The organism is Burkholderia sp. AW33-5, assembly GCF_053427615.1.
Genome location: NZ_JBSAXA010000001.1, coordinates 616274 through 631662 on the forward strand (window position 1 = coordinate 616274; position 15389 = coordinate 631662).

16 protein-coding genes are annotated in these 15389 nt (G+C 67.0%); 5 read left to right on the forward strand and 11 right to left on the reverse strand.

Going from position 1 to position 15389, the window contains the following annotated elements; translation table 11 throughout:
- Positions 1 to 13: 13 nt before the first annotated feature.
- Positions 14 to 859, forward strand: coding sequence for a TOBE domain-containing protein (locus ACV22V_RS02870; protein WP_059531524.1), 846 nt, complete (start codon positions 14 to 16; stop codon positions 857 to 859).
- A 173-nt stretch (positions 860 to 1032) separates the two neighbouring features.
- Here the strand turns inward: ACV22V_RS02870 and ACV22V_RS02875 are convergent, their stop codons facing one another.
- The 4 genes from ACV22V_RS02875 to ACV22V_RS02890 all read right to left on the reverse strand — a co-directional run bounded on the left by ACV22V_RS02875 (position 1033) and on the right by ACV22V_RS02890 (position 4165).
- Entirely contained in the window at positions 1033 to 1734 is a 702-nt protein-coding gene (locus ACV22V_RS02875) for a sulfate/molybdate ABC transporter ATP-binding protein (RefSeq protein WP_059531521.1), read from the reverse strand.
- 106 nt (positions 1735 to 1840) lie between these two features.
- Positions 1841 to 2518 carry a molybdate ABC transporter permease subunit gene (gene modB, locus ACV22V_RS02880; protein WP_059700565.1) on the reverse strand — a complete coding sequence of 226 codons (678 nt, stop codon included), beginning with the start codon at positions 2516 to 2518 and terminating at the stop codon, positions 1841 to 1843.
- A gap of 10 nt (positions 2519 to 2528) precedes the next feature.
- Complete coding sequence (gene modA, locus ACV22V_RS02885) at positions 2529 to 3326, reverse strand: molybdate ABC transporter substrate-binding protein (protein ID WP_059531518.1); 798 nt, start codon at positions 3324 to 3326, stop codon at positions 2529 to 2531.
- Positions 3327 to 3466: 140 nt separating this feature from the next.
- The gene (locus ACV22V_RS02890) at positions 3467 to 4165 is read right to left on the reverse strand and encodes a phosphatase PAP2 family protein (protein ID WP_059531515.1); all 699 of its coding nucleotides are present in this window, start codon (positions 4163 to 4165) and stop codon (positions 3467 to 3469) included.
- 249 nt (positions 4166 to 4414) lie between these two features.
- Between ACV22V_RS02890 and ACV22V_RS02895 the strand changes: the two genes are divergently transcribed.
- Both ACV22V_RS02895 and ACV22V_RS02900 read left to right on the forward strand, forming a co-directional pair.
- Positions 4415 to 5524: an extracellular catalytic domain type 1 short-chain-length polyhydroxyalkanoate depolymerase gene (locus ACV22V_RS02895; RefSeq protein ID WP_059689613.1), complete on the forward strand. Its 1110-nt coding sequence runs from the start codon at positions 4415 to 4417 to the stop codon at positions 5522 to 5524.
- Between the two features lie 81 nt (positions 5525 to 5605).
- Positions 5606 to 5782: a DUF3563 family protein gene (locus tag ACV22V_RS02900; RefSeq protein WP_006753395.1), complete on the forward strand. Its 177-nt coding sequence runs from the start codon at positions 5606 to 5608 to the stop codon at positions 5780 to 5782.
- A 108-nt stretch (positions 5783 to 5890) separates the two neighbouring features.
- Here the strand turns inward: ACV22V_RS02900 and ACV22V_RS02905 are convergent, their stop codons facing one another.
- From ACV22V_RS02905 to ACV22V_RS02925, 5 genes are all read right to left on the reverse strand, one after another.
- On the reverse strand, positions 5891 to 6310 hold the full coding sequence (locus tag ACV22V_RS02905) for an organic hydroperoxide resistance protein (protein WP_031399791.1): 420 nt from the start codon (positions 6308 to 6310) through the stop codon (positions 5891 to 5893).
- Positions 6311 to 6465: 155 nt separating this feature from the next.
- Positions 6466 to 6918 carry a MarR family winged helix-turn-helix transcriptional regulator gene (locus tag ACV22V_RS02910; protein ID WP_448012940.1) on the reverse strand — a complete coding sequence of 151 codons (453 nt, stop codon included), beginning with the start codon at positions 6916 to 6918 and terminating at the stop codon, positions 6466 to 6468.
- Between the two features lie 164 nt (positions 6919 to 7082).
- Complete coding sequence (locus ACV22V_RS02915; protein ID WP_059531507.1) at positions 7083 to 7892, reverse strand: BPSS1780 family membrane protein; 810 nt, start codon at positions 7890 to 7892, stop codon at positions 7083 to 7085.
- A complete protein-coding gene (locus ACV22V_RS02920; protein WP_059531505.1) occupies positions 7883 to 8881 on the reverse strand; it encodes a homoserine kinase in 999 nt (332 codons plus the stop codon). The genes ACV22V_RS02915 and ACV22V_RS02920 overlap by 10 nt, the downstream gene beginning before the upstream one ends.
- Before the next feature lie 107 nt (positions 8882 to 8988).
- On the reverse strand, positions 8989 to 9387 hold the full coding sequence (locus ACV22V_RS02925) for a hypothetical protein (protein WP_059699878.1): 399 nt from the start codon (positions 9385 to 9387) through the stop codon (positions 8989 to 8991).
- A 140-nt stretch (positions 9388 to 9527) separates the two neighbouring features.
- Here ACV22V_RS02925 and ACV22V_RS02930 point away from each other — a divergent pair, with 140 nt between their 5' ends.
- Positions 9528 to 11054, forward strand: a complete 1527-nt coding sequence (locus ACV22V_RS02930) for an AMP nucleosidase (protein ID WP_448012941.1) — start codon at positions 9528 to 9530, stop codon at positions 11052 to 11054.
- A 119-nt stretch (positions 11055 to 11173) separates the two neighbouring features.
- Here ACV22V_RS02930 and ACV22V_RS02935 read toward each other — a convergent pair whose 3' ends face one another.
- Both ACV22V_RS02935 and ACV22V_RS02940 read right to left on the reverse strand, forming a co-directional pair.
- On the reverse strand, positions 11174 to 11464 hold the full coding sequence (locus ACV22V_RS02935) for a hypothetical protein (protein WP_059531502.1): 291 nt from the start codon (positions 11462 to 11464) through the stop codon (positions 11174 to 11176).
- A 389-nt stretch (positions 11465 to 11853) separates the two neighbouring features.
- Positions 11854 to 12612 (reverse strand): LOG family protein, encoded by a 759-nt coding sequence (locus ACV22V_RS02940; protein WP_059531499.1) that lies wholly within the window; start codon positions 12610 to 12612, stop codon positions 11854 to 11856.
- Position 12613: 1 nt separating this feature from the next.
- Here ACV22V_RS02940 and polA point away from each other — a divergent pair, with 1 nt between their 5' ends.
- Positions 12614 to 15367 carry a DNA polymerase I gene (polA, locus tag ACV22V_RS02945; protein WP_059699880.1) on the forward strand — a complete coding sequence of 918 codons (2754 nt, stop codon included), beginning with the start codon at positions 12614 to 12616 and terminating at the stop codon, positions 15365 to 15367.
- The last annotated feature ends 22 nt before the right edge of the window (positions 15368 to 15389 follow it).

Consider the following 15389-nt stretch of genomic DNA (forward strand, 5'->3'; position numbering starts at 1 on the left):
TTCAGACAGACCGATGAGCGACGCGTCGCCTCCTTCCTCTTCCGCCGGACCGCTCGAACTGGGCGGCGAACTGTGGCTGCGCGCGGGCGGGCAGACGCTCGGCGGCGCCACCCGCATCGCGCTGCTCGCGGCGATCGGCGACACCGGGTCGATCACGCGCGCGGCGAAGGCCGTCGGGCTCAGCTACAAGGCCGCGTGGGACGCGATCGATACGATGAACAACCTGGCCGGCGAGCCGCTCGTGACGCGCGCGACGGGCGGCAAGGGCGGCGGCGGCACGACGCTGACGCCGCGCGCGACCTCGCTGATCGCCGCGTTCCGCACGATCGAGCGCGAGCATCGCCGCTTCATCGACGCCGCGAGCGCGGCGGTGTCCGGTTTCGACGTCGACTGGGCGCTGATCGGCCGGATCGGGATGAAGACGAGCGCGCGCAACCAGTTGTTCGGGAAGGTCGAATCGATCGTGCGCGGCACGGTAAACGACGAGGTGACGCTCGTGCTGCCCGGCGGGCAGGTGATCGTCGCGGTGCTCACGCACGAAAGCGCCGACGCGCTCGGCCTGCAGCCGGGCGCGGATGCGTGCGCGCTCGTGAAGGCGTCGTGGGTCGTGCTGGCGGTTGACGACGAAGGCGGCGCCGAAGCGTCTCTGAAGGTATCCGCGCGCAACCAGTTGCGCGGGACGGTCGACGCCGTCGCGGCGGGCGCGGTGAACAGCGAGGTGACGCTGGCGCTCGACGGCGGCGGGACGCTCACGGCCGTGGTCACGAACGACAGCGTCGGGGCGTTGCAGCTCGACGCCGGCCGGCGTGCGATCGCGCTGTTCAAGGCATCGAGCGTGATTCTCGCGGTGACGGGCTGATCGCGCGCGACGGCGGTGTGAGCCGTTTCCGGCGCTGACCGTGGGCGGACGAGGCGAAACCGGCGCCGCCCAACGTACGCGAGGCGCCGGCTTCGATCCCGTTTTCAGCTTGTGCCGCCAAGGCGGCTTCTCTCAGGTCGAACGTGGCCGCTCGGGCCACCGCCTTCGCGCAATCAGGTGACGCGCGTCGGCCACTCGGCGTGCGGCGTGGCGGCCTGCACGCGTCCTTCGCTCAATTGCACGACCTGGTCGCCGAACGCGGCGACGTCGTCGGGATCGTGCGTGATGAGCACCATCGGGATATCGAGCCGCGCCTGCAGTTCGGCGAGCTCGTGGCGCATGCGCTGGCGCATCGCGCCGTCGAGCGCCGCGAACGGCTCGTCGAGCAGCAGGATGCGCGGCTGCGCAACGAGCGCGCGCGCAAGCGCGACGCGCTGCTTCTGTCCGCCCGACAACTGCGACGGGAATTGCCCGGCGAGCGTGTCGAGTTCGAACGCCTGCAGCCAGTACGCGACTTCGGGCGGCACCGTCTTCGCACGCGGGTTGCGCAGGCCCGACGTGAGCCCGAACGCGATGTTCTGGCGCACGTTCAGGTGCGGAAACAGCGCATAGTCCTGGAACAGATACGCGACGCGGCGCGCACGGGTCGGCACGTCGATGCCGCGCGCGGAATCGAACAGCGGTTCGCCGTTCAGCGCGATCGTGCCTTCGTCGGGCGACAGCAGGCCGGCGATCGCCTGCAGCGTCATGCTCTTGCCCGCGCCGGACGGCCCGAACAGCACGACGCGCTGCGTGGCGGCCGTAAACGACACGTCGAGCGTGAAGCGGCGCTCCGCGTTCACGTAGGTCTTGCGGATGTCGACGGCAACGCTCATGCGGGCCTCCGTCGTGCCGCGCCGCGCGTGCGGGAAGCCGCTTGCGCGACGGGAAGGCGTTTTGCCGCGACCCGTGAGGCGCGGCGATGCGGAGGCGGCCGGCACGTCATGTCGGCTGGCTCCGCCCGGCGCGCGACGGCACGAGCCAGCCGGTCGCGAGCAGCACGAGCACGCAGGTGATCGACGTCACCAGCACGAGGAAGTTGGCCGTGTTGTCGTCGCCGGCCTGCACCGCCGCATAGATCGCGACCGACAGCGTCTGCGTGCGGCCGGGCAGGTTGCCGGCGATCATCAGCGTCGCGCCGAATTCGCCGAGCGCGCGCGCGAAGGCGAGCAGCGCGCCGGCCAGGATGCCGCGCGTGGCGAGCGGCAGCGTCACGCGGAAGAACACCGCGGCTTCGCCGAGCCCGAGCGTGCGTGCCGCGCGCTCGAGATGCGGATCGACGCTTTCGAACGCCGTGCGCGCCGATTTCAGGATCAGCGGAAACGCGACGACCATCGATGCGATCACCGCGCCCTGCCACGTGAAGACGAGTTCGATGCCGAGCTTGTCGAGCCACGCGCCGAACACGCCGCGTCGGCCGAGCAGCACGAGCAGGTAATAGCCGAGCACCGTCGGCGGCAGCACGAGCGGCAGCGTCAGCAGCGAATCGACCACGTCGCGCATCGGCGAGCGCCAGCGCGCGAGCATGAAGGCAGCGGTGACGCCGAGCACGATGTCGAGCGCGGTCGCCCAGCCGGCGACCTTCAGCGACAACAGCAGCGGCACCCAGGCGTCCTGCATCATGCTGCGCTCACTTGCCCGCGGGCTTGAAGCCGAACGTCGCCAGCACGGCCTGGCCTTGCGGCGACGCGACGAAGTCGATGAACGACTGCGCCTGTGCGGCATGGCGGCTGTCCTTGACCACCGCGATCGGATAGGTGATGGCCGTCTGCGTCGGCACCGTCAGCGCGACCTTCACGCGGCCCGGCATGATCGCCGCGTCGGTGCCGAACACGAAGCCCGCGTCGACTTCGCCGCGCGCGACGTAATCGAGGCTCTGGCGCACGTTGGCGGCCAGCACGCCCTTCGCGCTGACGGCGTCCCATACGCCAGCCGCGCGCAGCGCGCCTTCCGTGTAGCGGCCGACCGGCACCGACGCCGGGTCGCCGTACGCGATGCGCTTCACGCCGGGCGCCGTCAGGTCGTTCAGCGACGTCGGCGCGGCCGCGTGGCTGTCGGCCGGCACGATCAGCACGAGCGAGTTCGCCGCGAAATCGCGGCGCGTGCCCGGCACGATGACTTTTTCGCTGATCGCACGATCCATCGCCTTCTGGTCGGCCGATGCGAACACGTCGGCCGGCGCGCCCTTGGCGATCTGCTGCATCAGCACGTCCGACGCGCCGAAGTTGAACAGCACCTTGGTGTCCGGATGCTGCTTCTGATAAGCATCGCCGACGGCCTTGAACGCATTCGTCAGGCTTGCGGCCGCCGACACGACCAGCTCGTCGGCAGCGGAAGCCGGCCCGCTGAACGCGATGCCCGCGGCAAGCGCGGCGAGCGGCAGCAGGCGGAGCAGGGTGCGGCGAAGCGGGCGGACGGTTGGGCGCATGGTCTGGTCGTTCGAATGGAATGGTTGAAACCGTAATCGTAATATAGGGCGGGTTATAACGCTCGGCATACCGTTCATGCGCCGGCGCGCATGAAATCTTCAGATCTGGAAGGCGACGGGAAGGATGTGCGGGCGCCCAGTCACGCGTGCATCAACGGCGGCGGCGACCCGGTGCGGTGCAGCGACGACGGCTGCGATGCCGGCCGGTAGTTGGGATTGGCTTTCCAGCGGGCACGGACGAACGGCCGCTCGTGCCCCGACAGTTCCAGCGCGACCCGGGTGACCCAGCGGTGCGACGGCACCGTGATGCCGTGCAGCGCGACGGTGACGAGCGCGAGGCTCACGACGACCGCCGGCACCGACCAGCGGTGCGGCACCGCGTGCCACGAGCCGGCGATGAATGCCAGCGCGGCGATCGCGCCGACGATGCAGCCGGTGATCGATTCGGACGGCGAATGCGCGTCGAGCGCGACGCGCGACACGCCGACCGCGATGCCGGCCGCGAGCCCGAGCGCGATGCCGGCGATCCGCACCGGCGTGCGCGTACGGATCAGCGCGAGGAAGATCGCGACGGGATAGACCGACGTCGACAGCATCGCGTGGCCGCTGAATCCCGTGAAGTCCCATGCGCGGATGCCGACGCCCCAGCCGAGGAACGCGATCTTCGTGAGCGCGACGACCCCGATCGCGACGGCGAGCACGCCGAGCCACGCGGCCGCGCGCTGCCACGAGTAGCCGAGCGCGAGCCACACGGCGATCGTGATCGCGAGCGGCAAGGTCAGGCCGGCGCCACCGAACGCGGTGATCATGATCCACAGGTGAGAGGGCAGGTCGAACATCGGGAGGGGAACGAGCAGAGGCGGGACGAATGCTTAAATCAACGCGCGAGCCGGGAAGAACGACTACAACGGATACAAGCGGCTAAACCCCAGTATAGCGCCGCGTATGCTCGAGGCCCGTTTTTTGCCGCGCGGCGGAACTATCCGCGCGCAGGAAAAATCCCAGAAACAATGTTATGGTGCATTGCACAAAGTCGAACGATGCACCGAGTGGTGTCCCCCTATTTTTCCTGACTGCGAGCCCGATCGATGACCAAAAGTCTGACGAAGGTATGGCTGGGCGGCATGAAACGTATGCTGTCTCCGGCCGCCAAACGTGCGGCGCGCGATGCACAGCGTATCGCGCGCGATACGCTCGAGGCTGCGGCGTCGCCCGCCGCGACCGATCTGTCCCCGCCGCGTGAGTCGCGCGTGCGGCCGCGCGCGGCTGCATGGGCGGCCGGCGAGTGGACGCGCGGCGAACACCCGATGGCGCCCGCGCTCGGCCGCCTGGTCCAGCAGCTCGCCTACGGGCTGTACGTTCCGCCTGGCCGGCGGCGCGGTGCGATACCGCTCGTCGTGATGCTGCACGGTTGCCAGCAATCGGTCGACGAGTTCGCGCAGGGCACCCGGATGAACCTGCTGGCCGACAAGTACGGCTTCGCCGTGCTGTATCCGGAGCAGTCGGTCCGCGCGCACTCGCACGGCTGCTGGCACTGGTACGAAGACACCGACCGCGCGGGCCGCGGCGAGGCGGATGCGGTCGCGTCGCTCGTCGACGCGCTCGTCGACGAGCACGGCTTCGACGCATCGCGCGTCTACGTCGCCGGGCTGTCGGCCGGCGCGGGCCTGGCGGCACTGCTCGCGCTGCACCACCCGGATCGCTTCGCGGCGGTGGCGCTGCACTCCGGCCCCGCGCTCGGCGAGGCGAATTCCGGGATCAGCGCGATGGACGTGATGCGGCGCGGCCTCCGGCAGAATCCGGCCGCGGTGGTCGACACGGTCGTCGATGCTGGCGCGTATCCGGGCATGCCCGTGCTGATCGTGCAGGGCGACCGGGACCATGTCGTCGCGCCGAAGAATGCGGACCAGTTGATGGTGCAGTTCATGCGCCTGAACGGGCTCGCGGACAGCCGCGGCGCACTGCGCGGTGGCGAGCGCGTGGAAACGCGCGAGGCAGGCGCGCAGATCACCGACGTGCGTCGCGACGGCGAGTCGATCGTGCGGCTCTGTCACGTGAAAGGGCTCGAACACGCATGGGCGGGCGGCGACGAAGCGGTGCCGTTTCATGCGGCGGTCGGCCCCGATGCGAGCGCGATGATCTGGTCCTTTTTCGAAGAGAATCGGCGCACTGTGGCGACCGAACGACGCACCGTCTGATCGACGCTGGTCAAAGGCTAGGGTTTTCCCTATAATCCGGGAAAACCCTAGTCAAAGAACCTTTGGATTGCGAGATCGACCATGTACCTGCTGAGCCACCTCTTCCTGATGCTGACCAAGAACGCTGAAAAGGCCGCGAAAGAGCGCGCCGATGCGTACCTGTCCGAAGCAACCGACATCTACGATCTCGAATTCCGCATGCGCAAGATCGATCGCGAAGCGGCGATGAACCGTCCGTTCTCGTTCGGCTCGCGCTAAGCAGCGCAGCGCGGGCCGGCTCACCAGCCGGTCCGGCGAATCACGCAAAAGGGCGTGTGTGGCAAGCAGCCGCACACGCCCTTTTTGCATTCGGCGCCGCGCGTTGCGTCAGACGACCGTCAGGCGCACCGGCACGTTGTTGCGCGTCGCGTTCGAATACGGGCACACATGGTGCGCCTTGTCGACCAGCGCCTGTGCGTCGGCCTTGTCGAGCCCCGGCAGCGACACGCGCAGTTCGATGTCGAGCCCGAAGCCACCGGCATCGTTCGGGCCGATGCCCACTTCCGCGGTCACTTGCGTGTCGGCCGGCAGCGCCTGTTTGTTCTGGCCGGCGACGAACTTCATCGCGCTCAGGAAACAAGCCGAGTAACCTGCGGCAAACAGCTGCTCCGGGTTCGTGCCTTCCGCGCCCGTACCGCCGAGCTCGCGCGGCGCGGCCAGCTTCACTTCCAGCTTGTTGTCGGCGGATACCGCGCGGCCGTCGCGGCCGCCCGTGCTCGTGGCGCTGGTCTTGTACAGAATGTTCATGGTGCAGCTCCTGTCGGAAGAGTGGTAGGAAGCGGTCCGGTCGGACGGGGTGTCGCCGGCCACGAACGAAATATAGAACACAAATGATTTGTGTGCAAATGAAATTTTGAAGAAAAAGCCCGGCAGCGTCGGGCTTGTTTGAGATCGATGTGCCGTCAGCCTTCGTTGGCGGCCGCCAGCGCGTTGCGCAATTGCTGGAGATCCGCGCGCAGCCGGACCAGGAACTCGGGCGTTTGCTGCATCGCGCAGAAGAGATCGGCGGGCACCGAGCGCGCCTTGAGCTTCAGCGCACGGCCTTCCGCGGTCAGGCGCACGTTGACGACGCGTTCGTCGGTCGCACTGCGCACGCGTTCGACGTAGCCGAGCGCCTCGAGCCGCTTCAGCAGCGGCGTGACGGTAGCAGGGTCAAGGTCGAGGCGGGCGGCGATGTCCTTCACGGCGATGTCGTCGCGCTCCCACAGCACGAGCATTGCAAGATATTGGGGATAGGTCAGCGACAGCTTGTCGAGCAGCGGCTTGTACGCCTTCGTCATCGCATGCGAAGTCGAATAGAGCGCGAAGCACAGTTGCTCGTCGAGCGTCTGGGGCAGCGGGGGGAGGCGGTCCATGATTCGGGGGCGCGGCGGACGCGCTAACGATTTGCATGCAAATTATTTTGCGCGCAACGGATTCGATTGAACAGGGGGCGGCGCGAAGGTTGGGGCGCCGGGGCCGGGAAGGGAGATGGACGGCCGGCGGCGTGCGCCGGCCGAGTCTGCGTCAACGGCCCGACTCAGCGGCCCGACGCGGGCGTCGCGGCTCCCGGTTCCTGCACGCCGAAGCAGCCGCGATAAGTCGCGTAGAACGAGCAGTACATCATCGTGACGATGATGATCGTCACCGGCATCATGATCGTCAGCACGTAGGCGCCCGCGCCGAGCGCCTGCAGCAGCAGCGACAGGCCGAACGACGTGCCGAGCGCGACGCCGAACCACAGCAGCCCGTACACCACGAATGCGCCGCGATTGCGCCAGCAACTGACGATGCTGAAGAACAGAGCCTTGGCGGGCGGGATGTCGTGCCATGCGGTGAGCACCGGCGCGAACCAGAACAGCATCGCGACCGGCGCGTAGAGCAGCGTCGCCAGCAGCAGCGCGCCGAGCGTGCCTTGCGCGGCAAGCGCTTCCGGCGTCGGACTCGTTTCGCTCGTCGCGCCCAGCATCATGGTGAGCAGCCCGCCGCCGTCCACAACGGACGACGCGGCGAACACCAGCACCATCAGCGCGACGTAGACCACGCCGAGCACGAGCAGCCGCTGCGTCGTCACGGTGCCGTACGAGCGGAAGCCGTCGATGAGGATCGTCGGCATCACCGGCTTGCCGGCCACCGTGTCGCGGCACGCGGCCATGAAGCCGACTGCGATGCCGGGGATGAACAGCAGCGGCAGCGCCGCGCCGATGACCGGCACCATCGACACCAGCGTGATCGCCAGCAGGTACGTGAAAAACAGCGTGATGAACGCGAGCGGGTTCCGGCGGAACAGCCAGATGCCTTGACGGAACCAGACATAGCCCGCTTTCGCGGGCACTTCGATCAGTTGCATGCGGTATGGGTCTCGGGAAGCGCGGGCGTGTGGGCGATACGCTCACGCAGGATGCGTTCGAAATGACCGGGGTCGTGCGGTTTCAGCATTTCAGCCGCGCGCGGCAGGTAGAAATCGTACAGGCGCGACACCCAGAAGCGGTACGCGCCCGCGCGCAGCATGTCGCTCCAGTGGCGGCGCTCCTCGGCCGTGAACGGCCGGACCGTCTGGTACGCGCGCAGCAGCGCATCCGCGCGCGCGACGTCGAGCACGCCCGTCGCGAGGTCGACGCACCAGTCGTTGACGGTCACCGCGACGTCGAATAGCCATTTGTCGCAGCCCGCGAAATAGAAATCGAAGAAGCCGCCGAGCCGGACGTCATGACCGGTGCCGGGCGCCGCGTGCGCGAACAGCACGTTGTCGCGGAACAGGTCGCAGTGGCACGGGCCGCTCGGCAGCGCCGCGTAGTCGTCCGACGAGAAGAACGCGGCCTGATGGGCGAGTTCGTCCTCGAGCAGCGTGCGCTGCGCGTCGGAAATGAACGGGACGATCGCCGGCACGTTTTCCTGCCACCACGGCAGGCTGCGCAGGTTCGGCTGGTGGCGCGCATAGTCGCGCCCCGCGAGGTGCAGGCGCGCGAGCATCTGCCCGACCTCGATGCAGTGTTCGACCCCCGGTGCGAGTTCGGCGGCGCCATCGAGCTTGGTGACGATCGCGGCCGGCTTGCCGTGCAGTTCGCCGAACAGCGCGCCGTCGTCGCGCGGGACCGGATCCGGCACCGGCACGCCGTGGCTGGCCAGATGGCGCATCAGATCGAGGTAGAACGGCAGCTGTTCCGCCGTCAGCTTTTCGAAAATCGTCAGGACGTATTCGCCGCGCGTCGTCGTCAGGAAGAAGTTGCTGTTTTCGATGCCGGACGGAATGCCGCGGAACGCCAGCACGTCGCCCAGTTCGTAGTGGCGCATCCATTGCGCGAGATCGGAGTCGGAAACAGCGGTGAAAACGGCCATGCGAGATGCGTCTGGTCAGTTGTCGGCACGCGCGCGGCGTGCGGCGCGACAGGAGGTGAAGGGAAAGCCGGCGCGCCGCGTCGGGATCGACGCGGCGCGGGGGGAAATCAGTAGCGGAGGTTCACCGACGGCAGGCGCGTGATCGGGACGCCTGCGTCGTGCGGCTTCGGCGACGTGTCGAGCGTCGAGCTCATCTGGTAGCGCGTGCCGAAGTTCGACTTCACGTCGATCTCGACCGGCTTGCCGCGATCGCGATACTCGGTGACCTCGGTGCCGTTCTTGCTCTTTTCATGGAAGCTCGGCGTGCGGCGAATGTCGGCGAAGTCGACTTTCGACGTGACTTCGGCGCCCGGCCGGTTGATCTTGCGGAGATCGGGCAGGCCGGCGGCTTCGTTGGCCTCGGCCCGGGCCTGCGCGTCGGCGTCGGGCGTGCCGCCGGCGGCGTAGGCGGCGGCAAACGTGCCAGCGAGCACGGCGGCAGCGGCGACGAGAATGAGCGGCTTCATGATGAGTCTCCAGTGAACCTTCCGATTTTAGCAAATACTGCGCGCGGCCCGGCCCTCGCGTGCAAGCGGCGTGCAAGCGGGCGGCCATGAGCGTGATCGGGTTCCGTGGTAATGTCGTTCGATCAGACGAGGTGATGAAAATGAAGAACGATTTGAGCCGCCGGCATCGGGTGCTGACGCCCGAGAGCCCGCCCGTCGAAGCATTCGACGATTCCGTTGCCGCCGTCGCGCGGCTGTCGGCCATCTACGACACCAATACGGGTTTCCTGCGCGACGCCTTCGCGCGTTATCGCCGCCATGAATCGATCACCGAGCACGTGCGCGCGTGCTATCCGTTCGTGCGGATTCGCACCGACGTCAACACGCACGTCGATTCGCGCCGTTCGTACGGTTTCGTTGCGGGCCCCGGCGTGTTCGAGACGACCGTCACGCGTCCCGACCTGTTCGCGAACTACTATCGCGAGCAACTGCGCCTGCTGTCGAAGAACCACCATGTGAAGATCGAGATCGGCGTGTCGTCGCAGCCGATTCCGGTTCACTTCGCGTTTCCCGAAGGCATCCACCTCGAAGGCGAGCTCGATCGCGACCGCCTGCTCGCGATGCGCGATATCTTCGACACACCCGACCTGTCGTACCTCGACGACCGCATCGTCAACGGCACGTTCGAGCCGGCACCCGGCGAGCCGCATCCGCTCGCGCTGTTCACCGCCGCGCGCGTCGACTTTTCGCTGCACCGGCTGCGTCACTACACGGCGACGTCGCCCACGCACTTCCAGAATTACGTGCTCTACACGAACTATCAGTTCTACATCGACGAGTTCGTGAAGCTCGGCCGCGCGATGATGACGGAAAGCACCGATCCGGACGTGCGCGCGTACCGCAGCCAGTACAGTTCGTTCGTCGAGCCGGGCGACGTCATCACGTACAACGCGAACCTCGGCAGCGAGCCGGCCGAGGGCGCCGCGCCGCCGCGGCTGCCGCAGATGCCCGCGTATCACCTGAAGCGCGCGGACGGCAGCGGGATCACGATGGTCAACATCGGTGTCGGTCCGTCGAACGCGAAGACGATCACCGATCACATCGCGGTGCTGCGTCCGCATGCCTGGGTGATGCTCGGCCACTGCGCGGGCCTGCGCAACACGCAGCGCCTCGGCGACTACGTGCTCGCGCACGGTTACGTGCGCGAGGATCACGTGCTGGATGCGGACCTGCCGCTGTGGGTGCCGATCCCGGCGCTCGCCGAAGTGCAGCTCGCGCTCGAGCGCGGCGTGGCCGAGGTCACGCGTCTCGACGGAGCCGAACTGAAGCGCGTGATGCGCACGGGCACGGTCGCGAGCGTCGACAACCGCAACTGGGAACTGCGCGATCACCGCGAGCCCGTGCAGCGGCTGTCGCAGAGCCGCGCGATCGCGCTCGACATGGAAAGCGCGACGATCGCCGCCAACGGTTTCCGTTTCCGCGTGCCGTACGGCACGCTGCTGTGCGTATCGGACAAGCCGCTGCACGGCGAGCTGAAGCTGCCGGGCATGGCCGACACGTTCTATCGCGGCCAGGTCGACCAGCATCTGCAGATCGGCGTGAAGGCGATGGAGATTCTGCGCACGAACGGGCTCGACAAGCTTCATAGCCGCAAGCTGCGGAGCTTTGCGGAAGTGGCGTTTCAGTGAGGTGAACGCCGCGCAAGCCGCGGGCGTAACGACAAAGGCCGCACGCGAACTTTCGTTCACGTGCGGCCTTGTTCTTTGTCCTGCAGTGCGCGGGCCCGATCGACCCCGCACCTAGACGCTCAGCACTCGCCCTTCTTCGCGTGTCCCGGCGGGCAATGGTAGCCGCCGTGACCGCGATGGCGCTCATGATCTTCCCACTCACGACGCTCCCAGTAGCGGCGGCCGTCCCAGTAGCGATCGCCGTGCCAGCCGATCACGACCGCAGGCGCCGGTGCGACCACGACAGGCGCGGGCGCGACGACGACCGGCGCGGGCGTGCCGATGTTGACGTCGACGTTGACGGCATGGGCAAGGCCGGACAGCGAAAGACCGAGGCCGGCGAAGGCGAGGGCGATCAGTGAGCGTTTCATGTTGTTTTCCGTGATGTCGTTGTCAAAGGCCGGCGCGACGCGATGGACGCGAGGGGGATCGTTCCACCGGGGGGACGCCACGCCGACGAGATGCAGTGTGCAGGCGCGGCGCGAAAAAGGCGAGACGGGTTTGTTACGGTGGATTGACGTCAGGCACGCTTGCCGGATCGATGACGGGCTGCACGATTTGACAATGGCGGGCCGGGCATGGGAAGCGTCGATCGCATTGCGCGATGCAGGCTGCCCGGATTTGACATTCGGCGGCGCCCGGCTGCACGGCGGGATTAACACGGCGTTACAAAATGACGCGCGGCAGGTGGCGGAATTGCCATGCCTGCCGCGCGGGAGACGGGATGCCGGCCGTGAGGCAGGCCATCGTACCGATCGAATTACAGATAGAACATGCGGTCTTCTTCGGGCCGCGGCGGATGGTCTTCGCCGTCCGCGCCTTCTTCCTCGCCGCTGTCCTCGTAGAACGCGAGCACGGCGTCGAGCACCTGGTCGGGATCGTCGATCACCTGCATCAGATTCATGTCTTCCGGATTGATGAGGCCCATCGGAATCAGCTGGTCGCGGAACCACTGCAGCAGCCCCTGCCAGAACGTGCTACCCACGAGAATGATCGGCACGAGGCGCGACTTCTTCGTCTGGATCAGCGTGAGCACCTCGGACAACTCGTCGAGCGTGCCGAAGCCGCCCGGCATCACGATCACCGCGTCGGAATTCTTCACGAACGTGACCTTGCGCGTGAAGAAGTGGCGGAAGCGCAGCGAGATGTCCTGGTAGTGGTTGCCCGCCTGCTCGTGCGGCAACTCGATGTTCAGGCCGACCGACGGCGCCTTGCCGGCGTGCGCACCCTTGTTCGCGGCTTCCATGATGCCGGGACCGCCGCCGGAGATCACCGCGAAGCCGGCGTCGGACAGCTTGCGCGCGATCTGCACGGCCAGCTTGTAGTGCGGCGTGTCCGGTTTGAGACGGGCAGAACCGTAGATGCTGACGGCCGGGCGGATCTCCGACAGGTACTCGGTCGCCTCGATAAACTCTGCCATAATCGTGAACATCTGCCACGATGCGCGCGCCTTCTTGGCCGTCGCGCGTTCTTGATCTGCGAGCGAACGCAGACTCGGAATCACTTTTCTCTTGTTCATAATGCCTGAAGAACGAAATCTGGAAGGTAAGACCCTGCTATTGGTTGACGGTTCGAGCTATCTGTATCGGGCTTACCATGCGATGCCTGATTTGCGTGGCCCTGGCGGGGAGCCGACCGGAGCGCTCTACGGAATCATCAACATGCTGCGCCGTATGCGCAAGGAAGTCAGTGCAGAGTATAGCGCTTGCGTGTTCGATGCAAAGGGCAAGACGTTCCGCGACGACCTTTATGCCGACTATAAGGCAAACCGTCCGTCGATGCCGCCCGATCTTGCACTGCAGGTCGAGCCGATTCACGGCGCGGTCCGTGCGCTAGGCTGGCCGCTGCTGATGGTCGAGGGCGTCGAGGCCGACGACGTGATCGGCACGCTCGCGCGCGAAGCCGAGCGGCACGGGATGAACGTGATCGTGTCGACCGGCGACAAGGACCTCGCGCAGCTCGTCACCGATCACGTCACGCTCGTCAACACGATGACCAACGAGACGCTCGATCGCGGCGGCGTGATCGAGAAGTTCGGCGTGCCGCCCGAGCGGATCATCGACTACCTCGCGCTGATCGGCGACACCGTCGACAACGTGCCCGGCGTCGAGAAGTGCGGGCCGAAGACGGCCGTGAAATGGCTGTCGCAATACGACAGCCTCGACGGCGTGATCGAACACGCGGGCGAGATCAAGGGCGTGGTCGGCGACAACCTGCGCCGCGCGCTCGACTTCCTGCCGCTCGGCCGCAAGCTCGTGACCGTCGACACGGCCTGCGATCTCGCACCGCATCTCGAATCGATCGAAGCGTCGCTGAAGAGCGACGGCGAAGCGCGCGACCTGCTGCGCGACATCTTCGCGCGATACGGCTTCAAGACGTGGCTGCGCGAAGTCGACAGCGCGCCCGCCGAAGGCGGCGGCGCCGATGCGCCGGAAGGCGAGCCGGCGCAAGTGGTCGCGGCGGACATCGTCCGCGAATACGACACGATCCAGACTTGGGAACAGTTCGACGCATGGTTCGCGAAGATCGATGCGGCCGCACTGACCGCATTCGATACCGAAACCACCTCGCTCGATCCGATGACCGCGCGGCTCGTCGGCCTGTCGTTCTCGGTCGAGCCGGGCAAGGCCGCGTATCTTCCGGTCGCGCACCGCGGCCCCGACCTGCCCGAGCAGTTGCCGATCGACGACGTGCTCGCGCGCCTGAAGCCGTGGCTCGAATCGGCCGACCGCAAGAAGGTGGGCCAGCATCTGAAGTACGACGCGCAGGTGCTCGCGAACTACGACATCGCGCTGAACGGCATCGAGCACGACACGCTGCTCGAATCGTACGTGCTCGAATCGCACCGCACGCACGACATGGACAGCCTCGCGCTGCGCCATCTGGGCGTCAAGACGATCAAGTATGAAGACGTGGCCGGCAAGGGCGCGAAGCAGATCGGCTTCGACGAAGTGGCGCTCGAGCAGGCCGCGGCGTACGCCGCCGAAGATGCGGACATCACGCTGCAGCTTCATCACGCGCTGTATCCTCAGGTTGCGCGCGAACCGGGCCTCGAGCGCGTGTATCGCGAGATCGAGATGCCGGTGTCGCTCGTGCTGCGCAAGATGGAGCGCACCGGCGTGCTGATCGACGACGCACGCCTGCAGGCGCAAAGCAGCGAGATCGCGACGCGGCTCATCGAACTCGAGGGCCAAGCGTACGAACTGGCCGGCGGCGAATTCAATCTCGGCTCGCCGAAGCAGATCGGGCAGATCTTCTTCGAGAAGCTGCAGTTGCCGGTCGTGAAGAAGACGCCGAGCGGCGCTCCGTCGACCGACGAAGAAGTGCTGCAGAAGCTGGCCGAGGATTACCCGCTGCCGAAGCTGCTGCTCGAGCATCGCGGGCTGTCGAAGCTGAAGTCGACCTACACCGACAAGCTGCCGCGCATGGTGAATCCGGCGACGGGCCGCGTGCACACGAACTATGCGCAGGCCGTCGCGGTCACGGGCCGCCTCGCGTCGAACGATCCCAATCTTCAGAACATTCCGGTGCGCACGGCCGAGGGCCGGCGGATCCGCGAAGCGTTCATCGCGTCGCCGGGTCACCGCATCGTGTCGGCCGACTATTCGCAGATCGAATTGCGGATCATGGCGCACATTTCCGGCGACGCGTCGCTGCTGCGCGCGTTTTCGCAGGGGGAGGACATCCACCGCGCAACGGCCGCCGAGGTGTTCGGCGTGACGCCGCTGGAGGTCAACTCCGATCAGCGCCGGATCGCGAAGGTGATCAACTTCGGGCTGATCTACGGGATGAGCGCGTTCGGCCTCGCGTCGAACCTCGGCATCACGCGCGATGCGGCGAAGCTGTATATCGACCGCTATTTCGCGCGCTATCCGGGCGTCGCGCAGTACATGGAGGACACGCGCGCGGCAGCGAAGGAAAAGGGCTACGTCGAAACCGTTTTCGGCCGCCGCCTGTGGCTGCCGGAGATCAACGGCGGCAACGGCCCGCGCCGCCAGGCCGCTGAACGTGCGGCCATCAATGCACCGATGCAGGGCACGGCGGCCGACCTGATCAAGCTGTCGATGATCGCGGTGGACGACTGGCTCACGCGCGACCAGCTCGCATCGCGGATGATCATGCAGGTGCACGACGAACTGGTGCTCGAGGTGCCCGACGACGAACTGTCGCTCGTGCGCGAGAAACTGCCGGAAATGATGTGCGGTGTGGCGAAGCTGAAGGTGCCGCTGGTCGCTGAAGTGGGTGCCGGCGCGAACTGGGAAGAGGCACACTGACGCACCCCCGCGTGATTCCCGC